Origin of the sequence: Nocardia amamiensis (assembly GCF_015477605.1) — a bacterium.
Lineage (GTDB): Bacteria > Actinomycetota > Actinomycetes > Mycobacteriales > Mycobacteriaceae > Nocardia > Nocardia amamiensis_A.
In genome coordinates, this window is sequence record NZ_JADLQX010000034.1 from 54,326 (window position 1) to 70,331 (window position 16,006).

14 protein-coding genes are annotated in these 16,006 nt (G+C 66.2%); 5 read left to right on the forward strand and 9 right to left on the reverse strand.

Going from position 1 to position 16,006, the window contains the following annotated elements; translation table 11 throughout:
• Positions 1-53: 53 nt before the first annotated feature.
• Entirely contained in the window at positions 54-2,405 is a 2,352-nt protein-coding gene (locus tag IU459_RS31040) for an arylsulfatase (protein WP_195133154.1), read from the reverse strand.
• A 304-nt stretch (positions 2,406-2,709) separates the two neighbouring features.
• Here IU459_RS31040 and IU459_RS31045 point away from each other — a divergent pair, with 304 nt between their 5' ends.
• On the forward strand, positions 2,710-2,985 hold the full coding sequence (locus tag IU459_RS31045; RefSeq protein WP_195133155.1) for a hypothetical protein: 276 nt from the start codon (positions 2,710-2,712) through the stop codon (positions 2,983-2,985).
• 186 nt (positions 2,986-3,171) lie between these two features.
• Here IU459_RS31045 and IU459_RS31050 read toward each other — a convergent pair whose 3' ends face one another.
• The 3 genes from IU459_RS31050 to IU459_RS31060 all read right to left on the reverse strand — a co-directional run bounded on the left by IU459_RS31050 (position 3,172) and on the right by IU459_RS31060 (position 4,665).
• On the reverse strand, positions 3,172-3,672 hold the full coding sequence (locus IU459_RS31050) for a hypothetical protein (protein ID WP_195133156.1): 501 nt from the start codon (positions 3,670-3,672) through the stop codon (positions 3,172-3,174).
• A gap of 23 nt (positions 3,673-3,695) precedes the next feature.
• Complete coding sequence (locus tag IU459_RS31055) at positions 3,696-4,136, reverse strand: hypothetical protein (protein ID WP_195133157.1); 441 nt, start codon at positions 4,134-4,136, stop codon at positions 3,696-3,698.
• 124 nt (positions 4,137-4,260) lie between these two features.
• Complete coding sequence (locus tag IU459_RS31060; RefSeq protein ID WP_195133158.1) at positions 4,261-4,665, reverse strand: hypothetical protein; 405 nt, start codon at positions 4,663-4,665, stop codon at positions 4,261-4,263.
• Positions 4,666-5,029: 364 nt separating this feature from the next.
• On the opposite strand from IU459_RS31060, the gene IU459_RS31065 reads away from it, so the two are divergent.
• Both IU459_RS31065 and IU459_RS31070 read left to right on the forward strand, forming a co-directional pair.
• Positions 5,030-6,385, forward strand: a complete 1,356-nt coding sequence (locus IU459_RS31065; protein ID WP_195133159.1) for a helix-turn-helix domain-containing protein — start codon at positions 5,030-5,032, stop codon at positions 6,383-6,385.
• On the forward strand, positions 6,382-6,966 hold the full coding sequence (locus IU459_RS31070) for a GNAT family N-acetyltransferase (RefSeq protein WP_195133160.1): 585 nt from the start codon (positions 6,382-6,384) through the stop codon (positions 6,964-6,966). Before IU459_RS31065 ends, IU459_RS31070 begins: the two co-directional genes overlap by 4 nt.
• 111 nt (positions 6,967-7,077) lie before the next feature.
• Here the strand turns inward: IU459_RS31070 and IU459_RS31075 are convergent, their stop codons facing one another.
• Entirely contained in the window at positions 7,078-8,913 is a 1,836-nt protein-coding gene (locus IU459_RS31075; protein ID WP_195133161.1) for an acyl-CoA dehydrogenase, read from the reverse strand.
• A 222-nt stretch (positions 8,914-9,135) separates the two neighbouring features.
• On the reverse strand, positions 9,136-10,362 hold the full coding sequence (locus tag IU459_RS31080; protein WP_195133162.1) for a TetR/AcrR family transcriptional regulator: 1,227 nt from the start codon (positions 10,360-10,362) through the stop codon (positions 9,136-9,138).
• A 149-nt stretch (positions 10,363-10,511) separates the two neighbouring features.
• Here IU459_RS31080 and IU459_RS31085 point away from each other — a divergent pair, with 149 nt between their 5' ends.
• Positions 10,512-13,496 carry a tetratricopeptide repeat protein gene (locus IU459_RS31085; protein WP_195133163.1) on the forward strand — a complete coding sequence of 995 codons (2,985 nt, stop codon included), beginning with the start codon at positions 10,512-10,514 and terminating at the stop codon, positions 13,494-13,496.
• Positions 13,497-13,659: 163 nt separating this feature from the next.
• A complete protein-coding gene (locus IU459_RS31090; RefSeq protein WP_195133164.1) occupies positions 13,660-14,241 on the forward strand; it encodes a DUF3558 family protein in 582 nt (193 codons plus the stop codon).
• 127 nt (positions 14,242-14,368) lie between these two features.
• Here the strand turns inward: IU459_RS31090 and IU459_RS31095 are convergent, their stop codons facing one another.
• From IU459_RS31095 to IU459_RS31105, 3 genes are all read right to left on the reverse strand, one after another.
• Positions 14,369-14,812, reverse strand: coding sequence for an SRPBCC family protein (locus tag IU459_RS31095; RefSeq protein WP_195133165.1), 444 nt, complete (start codon positions 14,810-14,812; stop codon positions 14,369-14,371).
• Positions 14,809-15,174, reverse strand: a complete 366-nt coding sequence (locus IU459_RS31100) for an ArsR/SmtB family transcription factor (RefSeq protein WP_195133166.1) — start codon at positions 15,172-15,174, stop codon at positions 14,809-14,811. The genes IU459_RS31095 and IU459_RS31100 overlap by 4 nt, the downstream gene beginning before the upstream one ends.
• 186 nt (positions 15,175-15,360) lie before the next feature.
• Positions 15,361-15,729 carry a VOC family protein gene (locus IU459_RS31105; RefSeq protein ID WP_195133167.1) on the reverse strand — a complete coding sequence of 123 codons (369 nt, stop codon included), beginning with the start codon at positions 15,727-15,729 and terminating at the stop codon, positions 15,361-15,363.
• Positions 15,730-16,006 lie beyond the last annotated feature (277 nt).

The window sequence follows — 16,006 nt, forward strand, 5'->3', positions numbered from 1 at the left end:
CAGGTGAGTGGCGTTTGTATACCGAGCAACGCCACTCACCTGCGGCGGTGGCCCTACTGCCTGGCCATGTGCATGCGCATCTCGCTGTGGATGTCGGTGATCAGCTCTCCGGAGAGGTCCACGACGACGGTGTGGAGTGTGCCGCTGAACCGGAAAGGCGGTTGGTAGTCGGGTGTCACGGCAGAGCCCGGGTTGGCGCCGCAGGTCATCCCGCCGGGGTTGAACGCGACCGGAGTGATGAACGGGAAATCGGCCTCGCCGACCAGGCTGCGGTCGATGTAGAGCCGGGCGCGGCCCGGTGTGCCTTTGCCGTTGGCGAAGTCGGGCGCACCGGTGGGTTCGAACTCGAAGCGCAGTTCGTGGCGGCCTTCGGGAACGGTCTCCGTCGCGGAGACGCGGTGCGTGGTGCGCCGAACGTAGTTGTGGGCGTAGTGCAGTCGGGCGTCCTTGACGAAGAACGACCAGCCGCCGACGTTGGTGCCCTGGCAGAGCAGGACGCCTTCGGCGCCGCCGGGCGGGATCTCGACATCGGCAGTGACGCTGTGCGGGCGATTCAACACCCGTGGGGAGACGGCAGCGGGCAGCGTCTCGGTGCCCGGCCGCAGCGTGTAACTGGTCTGGGCCGGGGTGATCTGCGGGCGCTCGACGAGCAGCCGTTGCAGCCCGCTGCCGTCGATGGGCAGCACGTCGTATCGGCCGGCTTCCACATACCACAGTGAGATCATTTCGATGAGCTTGTCGCGGTGCTCGGCGGCGAGATCGCGGGTCTCGGCGAAGTCCTCGGCGATGTGGTACAGCTCCCAGTGGTCGGCGTCCAACTTGCCGAGATCGTCCGCGGTGATGGGGCTGCCGAAGGGTTGGTCCGCCTCGGCGAAGGAGGACCCGGGCCACGGACACACGGCCCGCCAACCGTGGTGGTCGATCGCGCGATGGCCGAGCATCTCGAAGTACTGCGTGTGGTGCCGGGTCGGCGCAGTCGCGTCGTCGAATGTGTGGGCGAAGCTGACACCGTGCAGCGGGGACTGGGACACGCCTTTGATGGTGGCCGGTGGTTCGATTCCGAACACGTCGAGGACGGTCGGAACTATGTCGATCACGTGTGCGTACTGGGTTCGCACCTCACCCTGCGCCGTGATGCCACGAGGCCAATGGACCAGGAACGGATCGCTGACGCCACCGCGGTAGGTCTCGCGCTTCCATCGCCGGAATGGCGTGTTGCCCGCCCAGGTCCAGCCCCACGGGTAGTGGTTGAACGTGGTCGGGCCGCCGAGTTCGTCGATGGCTCGGAGACTGTCCTCCAGCGGTTCCGGGGCGTTGTTGAAGAACTGCAGCTCGTTCGTGGTCCCGGTGACACCGCCCTCGGCGCTGGCTCCGTTGTCGGAGACGAGCATGATCAGTGTGTTGTCGAGCTCGCCGGATTGCTCGAGGAACTCCAGCAACCGTCCGATGTGGTGGTCGGTGTGGGAGAGGAATCCGGCGTAGACCTCCATCATTCGCGCGGCGAGGCGACGCGTGTCAGGCGACAAGGAATTCCAGTCCGGCACATCCGGATCGCGGCGGGAGAGCCGGGCGTCCGGTGGTACGACGCCGAAATCGATTTGGCGGTTGAAGGTGTACTCGCGGTACGCGTCCCAGCCATCGTCGAATGCGCCTCGGTAACGATCCGCCCACTCCTTGGGCACGTGGTGCGGTGCGTGGGTCGCCCCGGTGCAAAAGTTCAAGAAGAACGGCTTGTCCGGCGCGACCTGCTTCGCGCTGGCGATGAAGGAGATCGCCTTGTCGACCAGATCCGCGGTCAGGTGGTAGCCCTCGTCGGGCGTCGTGGGCGGCTCGACCTGGTGGTTGTCGTAAACGAGGTCCGGATACCACTGGCTGGTGTCGCCGCCGAGGAAGCCGTAGAACCGCTCGAAACCTCGGCCGAGCGGCCAGCGATCATAGGGACCGGCGGCCGATTCTTGCTCCGATGGCACCAGGTGCCACTTGCCGACCATGTAGGTGTTGTAGCCGTGCTGCAGCAGCATCTCGGAGAGGAATCCGTTCTCGAACGGAATGTTGCCGTTGTACCCCGGATATCCCGTCGCTATTTCCGTGATGCCCGCCATCGCATTGGCATGGTGATTGCGCCCGGTGATGATGCACGACCGCGACGGTGAGCACAGTGCCGTCGTGTGCATGTTGTTGTACAGCAGTCCACCCGCCGCCAGGCCGTCGATATGCGGTGTGGAGATGGGACTGCCGTAACAGCCGAGCTGACCGAATCCGGTGTCGTCGAGCACGATGAACAGCAGGTTCGGCGCTCCCGGGACCGCACGCACCGGTTCGGGCCACGCGGGACTCGACACATCGATCGTTCGCCCGATGGTGCCGGGAAATGCCGTTCCCCGCCGGTACTCCTCGAGTGCCATCTCCTCGGTCCTCCGTCCTGCCGGATGGACCTGGCCACCGGCGGCCTTTGTTGTCCGAACGATGCACGCGGTGCGGCCGCGTCAACGAGATAGTTCAGCTCGATGAATTGCTGGAATTCTTGCCCTGGAGCTCAGGCAACCTTCATCGTCGATGGCTCCGGAATGTCAGGACCGGGCCACGAAATGCCGACTCGGAGGGGAGGAACAAACGCCACCCATCCACTAGTACGACGGCACAGTGGAATGCTAGACGACCAGCAGCGCGGCTGTTCAGCGAACGCAGAAGCCCCCGGCCATCGGATGCATGGCCGACGTGATCTTCTCCGTCGACGCTTTCGTCGGCGGCGTCGCGCGCCTGGAGATCGACCCGGCACTGGGCCGCGAGGCAGCCGGCCACGTCGGCCCCACGCTCGCTCCGGAGATGATCCAGCGCTACGGGCAGCCCGAGCGGTACCCGGCGCTGATGGCCATGCTGACCGCAGGTGCCGCCGGCGACCGCGGTACGCGTGCTGTCGCCGGGGGCGTGTTCGAATTCGGTCTCGGCAAGCTACTCGACGGCATCGCCGCCCATCTGGCCTGATTCGCGGGCCAGGTCGGCGCGGCGCGCTCGGCATCGGCGAACACGGTGGACTCGCACCAGGCGGTGGTCATGGCCGGGCACACCCTCCGGTGGGAACGGTGAGTGCCGTTGCCCTGACTCACCTGTGGTGGATCGTGGCGGGCTCCGCATTGCCGCCGACCCGCGCGGTGTGGGTCGGGCTTCGGATCATGCCGCGAGCGGCCCGGCTGTGATCGCCCGTCCGTCGCGGGTGGTCACGGTGATGTGCGGTTCCTCGCTGCCGTAGGCGCGGATGACCGCAAACGCCAAACCATCCGCTCCGATCGGTGCGACGTGCTTCTCCAGCGAGGAACTCACCGTCAGGGATACCGCGTCGTGGGCGGCGCGGCCGATCACCGCGAACCAGCCTTCGCTGGACTCGTCGGCGGTGACGGACCGGAACCGGGTGCCGAGTCGCTGCAACGGCTCCCAGCTCGAGGTGCGGTCGTTCCGGGGCCCAGACGGCCGGGGTGCGCCGAACATGGTTCCGTGCGTCGCCCACTGGTCGCCGTCGGGGTGAACGAACACAATGTATCGGCCCTGGTTGCCGTCGATGACGACAGCGGCGATGTCATCCCGGACGACAACGCTGACCGCGGTGAGGTCCCGGTCGGCATCCGCGAGGGCATCGAGCGCCACGGCGACCGCTGGATGGTCCAGAGTGTCCATTGGCTGTGCCCTTCCCTGTCGTGTCAGCAGGTCGCGGAGATGGTGGCGCTGTTGTCGCCGCCGTGGTCCCAGTTGCCGTTGAACGCGTTCACGATCACCTGCGTGTGGAAGCCGTACAGGATCCCCGCGTTGGAGCATGACGCGGAGTACAGCGTTTCCACGTCGGGGTCGGTCGAGGCGTCGGTGCGTTCGGCGTGCAGATGCCGCTTCCCGTCCGAGGCATCGTACCGCCAGAGCTTGGTGGTGACGCTGCGCAGCGAGGGCCGACCGGTGCAGTGCACCTTGAACCCGTACGAGATCGACGCGATCGAGTTATGGCCGTTCTTGCGCGGTTCGATGGCGTGCGGGAAGCACACCACTTCATCCTTCGCGGTATGGGCGGGTTCGGCGTGGGCGATGGTGGCTGTGCCGAGCACCAGTGTGCTGGTAAGCACGGCGGTGCGGATCGCGGTGGCGATGATCATTGGTTTCTCCCGTTCCGGCAGTGTCCGGGTTGTTGAGGGCTGGTCACTCGAGCACCTGCGATCAAAGGAATCGGCTCCTCTATCAGGGCGTCCAGCTCGTAGTTTCGGGATCCGTGCGTGGTTTTCAGCGCGGCGGCTCGGCGACGCTGCAGGCGTGGTGACCCGCATCATGTGGTTCCGCCCACTCGCGCAAGGCTTTTGCGAAAAGTTCGAGCAGCTCGGCTGGCTGCCCGAATCCGGGAATCGGCGGCCCAATGAACGGTGCACGCTGCGGCAAACCGTCTGATGACATCTCGGTGTCGGTAACGGCGGCGCGCGGCGTGTCTGCCGACTCGCTGTAGGAGCGGATTTCGACCGGCCATCCGTCCGGGCCGACGACAGACCATGTGCCGTCGCCGGATTGCAGGACATCCCTCGCAGGTTTCATGCGTCCGGCCTCGGTCAGCACGCGGATCGCAGCGCCCTTCGCGGCGCAGGAAATCGCGTCACAGTCGATGTGCTCCTGCGTGATCCAATGCGCCTCGTCCACCGGATAGGGGAGTGTCGGGGCAGCGTGCGGGTCGTGCGTTAGGCGTTCCATGCCCTCGTCGTCGAGGCTGATGTCGATAGGGCCGTGCCGATGGAGGGCGCCGGTGATCAGCCAGGCAACCAGGAAGACTGATCCGACGACTACGACGACTGTGAGTTCCGCGGGCATGTCGATACCCCCTGTGCGCGTTGTGTTCCGTTGATGTAGGCATCCGCCGCCGGGGAGCCGATGAGGGGCACATCCATCCGGAGGCGGGGCTCCTCTAGCGTCACCGCGCTCGGCATGTGATCCAAGGCACGAAGCTCGTACGGAGGCTGTACTCTTCCCGTACCGACGTTGCAGGCGCGGTACAAGGGGGTGGCCAATGATCGTCATCGAGAAATGGACGAGAACCGAGGTTCGAGCGCTGCGCATGGCCGCCCTGCGAATGACGCAGGAGGAATTTGCTGAGATCCTCGGGTTCAGCGTCGAGACCATCCAGAAGTGGGAACAGAAGACATCGGCCGATCGCCCGATCGTGCGCAAGTCAGCAGCCGCACTCGACGAGCAACTCGGCCGGCTCAACGCCAGCCAGCTCGAACGGTTCCGGGCCGCACTCGCGAGTGCATCCGCGCTCCCGGACGGGCATCCTGTTCTCAGCGGCACTGCGGTCTCGGGCGCAGACGAGCCACCGCACACAAGTGATCTCGGGATTGCTGCGTGGGAAATCGAGGACGACGTGAAGCGGCGTGAGTTCGGCAAGTTGGCTACGGCCGGAGCTGTCACGATCTTCATCCCCGAAAGTCACGGCCGAATCGGCATGGGCGACGTGCAACGGCTCTTGGCTGGTGTCGATGCACTCGATCAGGAGGATCAGCGCACCGGCGGAGCCGAGTTGGTTGATCTTGCCGTCGAGAAGCTGACGCACGCCATAGACCGGCTCCAGACCGGTACATTCGATCCCTCTACTGGGAACGCCTTCACCAGGGCGACCGGAGAACTCGCGGTGCTGGCTGGGTGGCTAGCGTACGACGCGGATCGGCACCCACTTGCGCGCCGGTGCTTTGCCGACGCCATGGCGCTCGGCACCGAGGCCAACGACAATGACCTCATCGCACACACCTGCTTGTATGCGGCGAATCAATCCTGCTCTCTTGCGCGTGCCAGTCTGGGCGGAAGCCCCTACAAGGCGCTGCAACTGGCCGATCGTGCCCGTAACCTGATGCGTGGTCGGCCTCCAGGTCGAATCCATGCGTTGGTCGCCGTTCGTGAAGCGCAGGCGTACGGTCTGCTCGGCGACCGGATGGCGTTCACCCGCGCTATTGCGACAGCATGGCGTGAGTTGGACCAGGCGATGCAGTTCGAGCCGCTGGAGGAGGTTCCGCAATGGCTGCGATTCGTGACTCACTCGGAACTCGCGTCAGCCGAGGCCCGCGGCTACGCTGACCTGAGTGAGCTGAGTCGATCTGTCGAGTTGTACGCGGCTGCCGTAGACCGACCCGCAGGAATGCGTAACGCCACGATCGTCCGCGCATGGTCGGCCGCGACGAGGGCTGGTCTCGGCGATGTCAGTGGCGCGCTCGAGCATGGATACCCGGCCTTGGTGGACCTGTCCGCAATCGCGTCGACACGCACACTGCGTCGCCTCGCGCCGGTTCGGACAGCGGTCGATCAACTGCCCGCCGGTGCGGATTTCCGCGACCTGTACGACTCCCTGGCTCAGAAGGCGATCACCGCATGACCGGCTTGCCGGAGGGCCTGGAGTTCGAGCACTGCACCGCTGCCGAAGCACGTTCCCGACGCCAGATGGTCGAGGATATCTACCGCCGTTCGTATGTCGATGCCATCGCCTCCGAAGATCCGTTCGATTCGCCCTCGGAATTCATGCGTCGGTTCGATTCCTATACCGATCCCCGTAACAGCGGATTCGCGTATCTGTGTGCGCGAGTAGATGGTCAGCCCGCGGGCCAGATCTGGGGCTGGCCGCTGCCCCCGAACGCGCGATGGTGGACCGGATTACATCTCGACAGCGGCGACATCGAGGAGTTCACTACCGAGGACGGCACGCGCACGTTCGGGCTCAGCGAGATCATGGTGTGCGCCGAGTATGCACGCCAGGGCATTGCACACGCTCTGCATGACGAATTGCTGTGCTCCAGAACCGAACAGCGCGCAACACTGCTCGTTGAAGCGGACAACGAGCGCGCATACGAGCGTTATCGGCGATGGGGCTGGAATAGGGTGGGATGGCTGCGCCCATCCTGGCCGGACGCCCCACAGTTCGATGTCCTGATGCGCGAGCTTCCAGGCGACCCAGGGTAGAGGCTCGGCCAAGGCCGTAGCAGTGGCGTTGCCTGCCACGGCAACGCCACTGCTGTGCTGGTGGTTCTATTGCCGAGATGGACGCTCCGGCGATAGGCGCACTCCGTGATGTCAGAACGCGGCTTCGTCGAGCTCCATGACACTGATGTCGACATCGGAGATGATCGACCATTCGGCGCTCAGATGCGGCAGGACGGTCTTGGCGAAGAAGGACGCGACCGCGACCTTGCCTTGGTAAAATGCGCGATCCTGCTCATCGGCGCCGGAATCCAATGCGGCGAGGGCGATCTCGGCGGCGACGATCAGCCGCCACGCGACCAGCAGGTCGCCGACGGCGAGCAGGAACCGCACCGAGTTGAGCCCGATCTTGTACAGCTCGGTGGGATGTTCTTGCGCGGCGAGCAGATGCTGGGTGAGCCGCGCCGCCATGTCCTGGACGTCTTCGAGCGCGGTGGCCAGCAGCACCTTCTCGGCCTTCAGTCGGCCGTTGCCGGTGGGGGATTGCGCGGTCTCCCGGATCTTTCCGGCCACGTGGGCCAGCGCGACGCCGCGGTCGCGGGCGATCTTGCGGAAGAAGAAGTCCTGCGCCTGGATCGCGGTGGTGCCCTCGTACAGCGAGTCGATCTTCGCGTCCCGGATGTACTGCTCGATCGGGTAGTCCTGCAGGAAGCCGGAACCGCCCAGGGTCTGCAGCGACTCGGTCAGGTACTGGTAGGCCCGCTCGGAACCGACGCCCTTCACGATCGGCAGCAGCAGGTCGTTGACGCGGGCGGCGAGCTCGCTGTCGGCACCCGAGATGTGCTGGGCCACCGCGTCGTTCTGGTGGCCGGCGGTGTAGAGGTAGATCGCGCGCAGGCCCTCGACGTAGGCCTTCTGCATCATCAGCGACCGGCGCACGTCGGCGTGGTGGGTGATGGTCACCTTCGGTGCCGCCTTGTCCGCCATTCGCGTCAGGTCGTTGCCCTGCACACGGGACTTGGCGTACTCGAGCGCATTGAGGTATCCGGTGGACAGCGTGGCGATGGCTTTGGTGCCCACCATCATGCGGGCTTCCTCGATCACCTTGAACATCTGCGCGATGCCGTTGTGCACCTCGCCGACCAGCCAGCCCTTGGCGGGGATGCCGTGGCCGCCGAAGGTCAGCTCGCAGGTGGCCGAGGCTTTGAGGCCCATCTTGTGCTCGACGTTGGTGACGAAGACGCCGTTGCGGTCACCGAGTTCGCCGGTCTGGTGGTCGAAGTGGAACTTCGGCACGAAGAACAGCGACAGGCCCTTGGTGCCCGGTCCCGCGCCCTCGGGGCGAGCCAGCACCAGGTGCATGATGTTCGGGAACAGGTCGTCGGCGTCGGCGGAGGTGATGAAGCGCTTCACGCCCTCGATGTGCCAGGAGCCGTCCTCCTGCTGGACCGCCTTGGTGCGGCCTGCGCCCACGTCGGAACCGGCGTCGGGCTCGGTGAGCACCATCGTGGCGCCCCAGTTGCGTTCGGCCATGAGCTCGGTCCAGCGCCGCTGCTCCTCGGTGCCGATGCCGTGCATGATGTGCGCCATGATCGTGCCGGTCAGGTACATGTAGGCCGCAGGCTGCGCGCCGAGGACGAATTCGCTGATCGCCCAGCTCACCATGGCGGGAGCGGGTACGCCGCCGATCCCCTCGGTCTTGCCCACGCGCCACCAGTCCGCGTCGTACCAGGCGCGCACAGCCTTCTTGAACGATTCCGGCAGGCTGACCGAGTGGGTGGCGGGGTCGAAAACCGGGGGATTGCGATCGGTCTCGGCGTACGGCTCGGCGACCGGTCCTTCGGCCAGGCGCGCCGCCTCGGTCAGCATCGACCGCACGGTGTCGCCGTCCAGATCGCCGAATGCTCCTGATTGCAGGACGGCGTCGAGTCCGTACACCTCGAACAGGTTGAACTCGAGATCGCGCACGTTGCTCTTGTAATGGCTCACGGGCCAAATGCCTTTCGAGAAACCGGCCGCTGTATCGGCGAGGGATGCGGTAGGGCGCACGGATAGGTGATCACCCACGGCACACTGTGCGGTACGGATTGCCCGAAAGCAACCTCATGTTAATGACCACTAAGTTAATGGTCGGACGTCCGAATGCATTTAATCCGCTGATAGCGGGGGATTGGCTGACATAAGTTAACGACCACTAAGTGTCATAAATCACTATGCGGTAACTCGGCCGCCGACCGGCGCCGATTCGATCCGCTCGCCGATCGCCACCAGAACGTCGACGAGGTCGACCCGCCGCCGGAAGCGTGGGTTGCGGACGGCATCGATGACCACCGTGACCACAGCGCGGATCAGCACGCGCGCGGCTGGAGCGGACAACTCCGGCCGGACGGTCTGCACCATGCGGCCCCACTGGGCGATGCAGTCCAGGCGCACGCGCCGGTATCGCTGCACCGCGTCGACGGGAAGATGCCTGGTCTCGCTGATCGTGATGGCCAGCAGATCGGGTTCGTCGGCGCCCAGCTGGGCGAAGCTGCGCATGAGTGATCGCATGGAACCCTCGGCGCTGCCGCCCTCGGCGATCGACCGGGCCAGCAGCAGGCGAAGCCATTCATCCTGTCGCTGCACGATCTGGTCCAGCAGGTCGGCCTTGCTGGAGAAGTGGTGGTACAAAGCAGGCCCCGTGACCCCCACCGCTGCGCCGATGTCCTCGATGCCGACGGCGGCATAGCCTCGCGTGCTGAACAGTCGAGCGGCCTCGGCCAGCATTCGTTCCGAACGCAGCGCTCGGTCGAGCTCGGTGTTGCCGGCATCCGTACGCGCCGGTCGGGTCGGCGCCCGACCATCCGGATACTCGGGCAGTGGAGTGGAGATCACGGCCGCGATGGCGGCGTCGAGCACCTCCGCGGCGGCGGGCGCGGGCAACTCGGCGCGGTGATACGAGGGACTCACCGATACCGACAGCATGCACCAGCTGAGCAGCTCGACATCCGCTGTGCTCAGCTCCGGACGGCGCGCGCGGATCGTCTGCCGCAGGTATCTGGTGATCCGCGAGACGCGGACCAGCACAGCGGACTTGTCGGCGGCCGTCAGGTTGCGGAACTCGAGCTGCCACAGCCTCGGGAGTCCGCGCAGCTCGAGCGCCACCCGCACCAGTGCGGCCAGCACCGCGGCACCGGACTTGTCGGCGCGGTACGCGGCGTCCAGCCGGACCAGGGTGTCGTCGAGCCCCACCAGCAGACACTGTCCCAGCAGCTGCTGCTTGTTGCGGAAATGCCGGTACAGCGCCGTCGCGGAGATGCCGACCTTCGCCGCGATATCGGCCATCGACGTCCCGTGATAGCCGCCGTGCGTAAAGGCGTCGACCGCGGCGTTCAGGATTATCGCCCGCCGGTTCGACGGCCTCGACTGTCGCTGCCTGCCGTTCCGCTTGGTACTCATCGCGCACAGTGTCGCGTATCGAACGTTCGGGACTGACGTCGGCCGCTGCCTTACGGTGAGTCGGTATGCGCCCGCAGTGGCGCGGGTTGCCCGGAGCGTACGGATCGCATCCGCTTGCGGCACACGCGCCGGTAGCCGATAGTTTCCACATGGCCAAGCGGCTGGCACTCGTGATCGGGACCGAATGCGAGCGGCTTCCACATCTGGGATTCCCGGCCGATCTCGCCGGGCGCCTGCATACCGCGCTTACCGCCGGCGGTCACTGGCTGCCTGTCGACGGAGCCGGACTGCTTCTGAATCCCACTGCGGCACAGTTGAAATCGACGGTCAAAGCGGCGTTCCGGTCGGCCGGAAAGGCGAACGCGACGCTGCTGCTCGCCTTCGTCGGCCACGGTCTCACCGTCGACGACGACTTCTATCTGCTGGCCCACGACTCACCGGGCGTGCCCACCGAGGACGAACCGCTGGACTCCGACAACAGCATGCACCTGGTATCGGTGGTCAAGGAACAGTACGCGAATGCCCGATTCCTGGACGGGCTCATCGTTCTGGTCGATGCGTGCGAGGCCGGGGCGGGGGTGACCGGCGCGGGCCAGCGCTGGCTGAACATCCTCGAACGGACCGACGGCCGAATGGAACTGCTCGTCGCGTCGGGAGCAGGCAGCGCATATTCCGGATGTTTCACCCGAACCCTGTTGACCACGTTCGACAGCGGACTCCCGAGCAGGGGAACGAACCTGCTGTGTGGCGACGTTCGCGACCCCATAGCGCATGCCTGCCCCTTCCAAACCCCCCGCCATCTGTCCTTCAACGGCGCGCAAGTCGATCCCCAGGACCGCGGACTCTGGCTCCTGCCGAACGTCGCCCGCAACCGGGATGCCGTGCGGGGAAGACCAGCCACGGGTCTGGTCGATCACCTGCTTCGCAAAGTGGTGGCGACCCCGGCTGTCCTGGACACGATCACCACGATGGTCGAATCCGGCGGTGACCGCTTGCAAGCGGTGGTCGGACCGGCTGGTTCGGGCAAATCGACACTGCTGGCCTTGTTGGTCCGGCCGGACACGGTGGGCGAATCCGTCTCGTTCACCGCGGATTTCGTCTCCGCGGCGGTCTTTCTCGAACTCGCGAGCACCGTGGAGTCGATGTGCCGGGAGATCGTGGCGCAACTGAGCGTCCGGTTCGGCTCCGTGTTCGACGAGGCTCGCCGCGCCGTGGTCGACGAACTCACCGATCGCGACCGGTTCGACGCGCTGGAGATCGAGCTGCTGCGTCCACTGCACAAGATGCCGCACACACGACGGGTCCGCATCATCGTCGACGGGCTCGACCAGCCGGCACCCAGCGGCCGCGACGGTATTCTCGCCGCGATCCATTCGCTGACCACAGATGACCGTCTCCGGCACGTCCGGCTCGTGGTCGGAGTGCGTTCGAGCACCGGGGTCGAGCACCGCGAAGAGCTCGCCCACGCGCATGTCTTTCCCATCGATGCTCCGCCGATCGCGGAAATCCTGCTCGAGCTCAGCGGATCGGACGCCCAGATTCCGGCGGCGTTGTCGCTCGACGGGCACGAGGCCGCAGGGCTGGGCGGCTGGCTGCTTCCCCGGCTCGTCGGAGAGATCGACTGGCGGCAGGCCGGTGCCGCGGCGAACGGGACCGACCTGAACTCGCTGGTTCGCTACCGGGTTCGCACCACCCTCGACCGGCAGCCCGCCGCCCCATCGGCCATCTCCGCTGTCACCGGCCTGCTTGCCGCGATCGGAGTCGGCCCGGTGGCGCCGCTTCGGCTCGTCGCCGCGGCCATGACCGAACTCGGCCACGGCGTGTCCTTGCCTCTGTTGCGTACCACCCTTGTCGATCTCGGCATCTTGGTCGCGCGCGGGCAGCCGGGACGAGACGACGAACGCATCGGGCTGACCCACGAGGCATTCACCGGCCCGCTCACCGCGGCGACGGCGGAGACGGTCTCGCAGGTTGCCGCTCACGCCGCGCTGGCGTCGGCGCTCGGCGATCTCGCTGGTCCGGACATCGACGATTACGCCTACACGGCCGCGCCACGACATCATCTGGCCGCCGGGCACCCCGAGCGCGCCATCGCCTTCCTGGATCGCGTGGACACTCGGCGACGAGCACGCGACAACCGATTGTCCTGGTCCGGATGGCACACCGCGTTCGAAGCCGCGCTCGCGCCGGACGATCCGCACCTGTTCACCGCGCGCGCACGGTTGGCTCGCTGGACCGGCGACGCGGGCGATCCGCATGCCGCGCGGGACATGTACGCAGCACTCGTCGCGCGCTGCACCGAGGTGTTCGGATCGGATCACCCCCAGACACTGGATCACCGCGTGCAGCTCGCCAATTGGATCGGCCAGCTGGGAGAGCCGGAACGCACGGTCGCGATGCTCACGGAACTGCTGCCCCTGCAGTCGGCCGTGAGTGACCCCGACGACCCAGCCGTACTGCGAATCCGAGCCGACCTCGGGTTCTGGACCGGCCAGTCCGGGGACATCGCCGGTGCGTGCCGCCACTACGCGGAGTTCCTGCCCGATCTCGAACGCGTCCTCGGCCCCGAGCATCCCGACGTGCTGCGCAGCCGCGACCAGTACGCGCGTTTCCTCGGGGAGTCCGGCGACCCGGCGCGGGCCACGCAGATGCTCGAGGACCTCGTGCCGCTCTGCCTGAGCGTGCTGGGACCCGAACACAACGACACCCTGTGGGCGAGAGCCAACCACGCCTGGTGGACCGGCGTTGCCGGTGACGCGGATTCCGCGGTCGCCCTGCTCCGCGGGGTGGTTGCCGATCGCGAGGACATCTCCGGCGTCGAGCACCCCGCGACCCTGGTCACGATGAACAACCTCGCCTACTGGTACGGGATGAGCGGTCACCCGCAACCGGCTCGCGACCTGGCCGCGCACCTACTGGAGGTCACAACCCGCCTGTACGGTGTGGACAATCCCGACACCTTGCTCGCCTTGGAGGGCCTGGCGAGGTGGACCGGACACGCCGGAGATCCGGCAGGCGCGCGAGATCTATACGCCGAGTTGGTCGTTCGTCGTGAACGCCGCAATGGTGCCGGCGATGTGGAGACTGCGAAAGCTCATGCGGAACTCGAGTTCTGGACAGTGAAAGCCGAATGACAGGCACTCGGTGCTTGCCTTTGGTCGCCCATGTACCTCCGCCATTACGTTGCCGCCGAGTCATGAAGAGTTGGTCGATTCGCTACATGTAGTGGGTATCTACGCACCGGGGTTCCGGTGAGGATCGCCGGTACCCAGTAGATGTATTCGGAGGAACTCGAGGATGCTGAACGGTTTGCGCTCTCGCCGCCCGGCCGGTCGACTGTCACTCGGCATGGCCGGGCTGCTCGTCGTCGTGGGTGCCGTCACGGCCTGCGAAACGAACGGCACCGCGGCCGGATCGGAGGCGTCGCCGACCGGTACTTCGCAACGGACGACGCCGGCGGTGCAAAACTTCGCCGAACTGGCGGTTCGACCGTGTACTGCGTTGGACACCGAGGACACCGAGCGATTCCAGGTCACCGTCACGGGGTACGAAATACCGGGAGCTCCGAACGGCTGCTTCTGGATGACAAAGGATTTCGGTATCGGATTCCATCCGCATCCGTCGTCCGACCGGACGTCACTCCTGCCGCCCAAAGCTGGCGCGACGCAGACCACCGTCGACGGGCGGCGAGCAGTGCAGATCAGGGAGTCTCGCTCCGACGGCAAGAACGGCGGCTGCAAGACCGAGGTAGCCGTAGACTCCGGAGGTTCGATTTCCGTCGAGATCACCGTCCAGGCCGGTGTATACGGCGGCACCACACTCGACACCTGCGCAATCGGGACCGATGTCGCCACCGCGATACTCGCGCATCTCCGCTGAAACGCGCTTTCCTTGACGATGGATTGGCCCCGACGCCCAGCTAGCAATGCCGCGCGGCCATCGGCTCGATGTGGCCGTGGGGAGCAGTGCACTGAACAACAGCGCGGGAAGTGAGCGGCTCCGGCTCCTACTCGTCGTCCAGTACCGCGCCCAAGCGGTGGAGCGTGCCGGGCCAGCCGTTGCGCATGATGCTGCGGGCCAGTTGGGCGGTTGGGTTGTCGGGGTCGAATCCGGTGTGGCTGAACAAGACCCGGGTGCCGTGCCCCTCGGGACGTAGATCCCAGGTGACGGTCCAGCCGGTTGGTGTATCGGAGGTGGCGTCGTCCCAGGCGATGCGGAGGCGTTTCGGGGCGACGGCCTCGAGTACCGCACAGCTGATTTCGCCGGAGAACTTCGTCGCGGGCATGGGCTTCGCGTGCATGCGGAACCGGTTGCCCGCGACCGGTTCGAAGCCCTCCGGTTCCATCAACCACTGCGCCATCAGCCGCGGTGTGGTGAGCGCGCGCCACACCTTGGCTGGTGGATGGGGATAGAAATGCTCGAGTTCGATGGTGGTGAGGTCGTCGGTCACCGATCGGGTTCCGTCCTGTCGTCGGATTCGTCGGGCATCGCGTCGAGCGTCGCGCCCAGATCGCGCATGCGGGCACGCCAGAACCGCTCGAAGGGGTCGAGCCAGGACTGCAGATCATGGAGGGGGTCCGGCTCGACGCGGTAGTAGCGATGTCGTCCCCGCTTCTCCTCGCTGACCAGACCACAGTCCCGCAGCACCTTGAGATGCTCGGAGACACTGGGCCGCGCCATATCGAAACGCTCGGCGATCTCCTGGACCGACCGCTCGCCGTCGAGCAGCAGGTCCAGGATGTCGCGTCGGGTCGGGTTGGCGAGTGCGCCGAACACGCGGTCCGCGGTCGTGGATTTCAGACGGTGCGGCATCGGGCCTTCGCTCGGTCGGAGTCCTCGCCGCCGGAACAAGGCCGAGGCGGCCCCGACGGCGACGACGAGGATACCGGCGCACCAGGCGATCGTGGCGGCGGCATCGTGTTGCGGGGGCGGGTCAGCACGCGCACCGGAGTGGTCTTGCCCGACCTGGTGCGGCCGAGTACCGCGAGCAGTCGGCGATCACGAGTCTTTCGCGCTGGAGAGAACAAAGGAGTTGCCGTCCGGATCGGCGAAGGTGGCTTGCCGCCCCCACGGCATCTCACTGGGTCCCTCGACTTGCGCCCCGGCCTCGCGCAGCCGGGCGACGACGCCGTCGAGATCGTCACTGTCGAGGATCACGCCCGCCAGCGTCCCGCTGGACGCGCCTGGAAACGGTTTGTGCAGCACGATGGCCGTTCCCGACTCTCCGGGCGCGACCTCCAGCCATCGGTTCGTCCCCATCACCCGGTCGCCGCGAACGGTGAATCCGAGCACCTCGGTATAGAACCGCTTGGCCCGGTCCTGATCCTCGACGAACGCGGTAATGGTCCTGATCTGGGAAATCGTCATGCCGGCCACTATAGGTAGGACTTTGCCTACAAGTCAACCGTAGGTTTTATCCTACCTGTTTCGCTCAGTGTGCCGAGTCTCCACGCCCGGCCGGACGCGGATGCTCATGCGTCACCAGCCCGAGTACCCGACGCAGCCGTCGAACCCGCACCTAGATGAATGATTCCAAGGGGTTGGTGTGCGTGGCGGGCCGGGCACATTAACCGTGCCGGTGGGTGGACGGGTTCGGTTGTCTGGGCGGCTACGCACTGTGACCGTTTACGATCGCTGGTGTGGG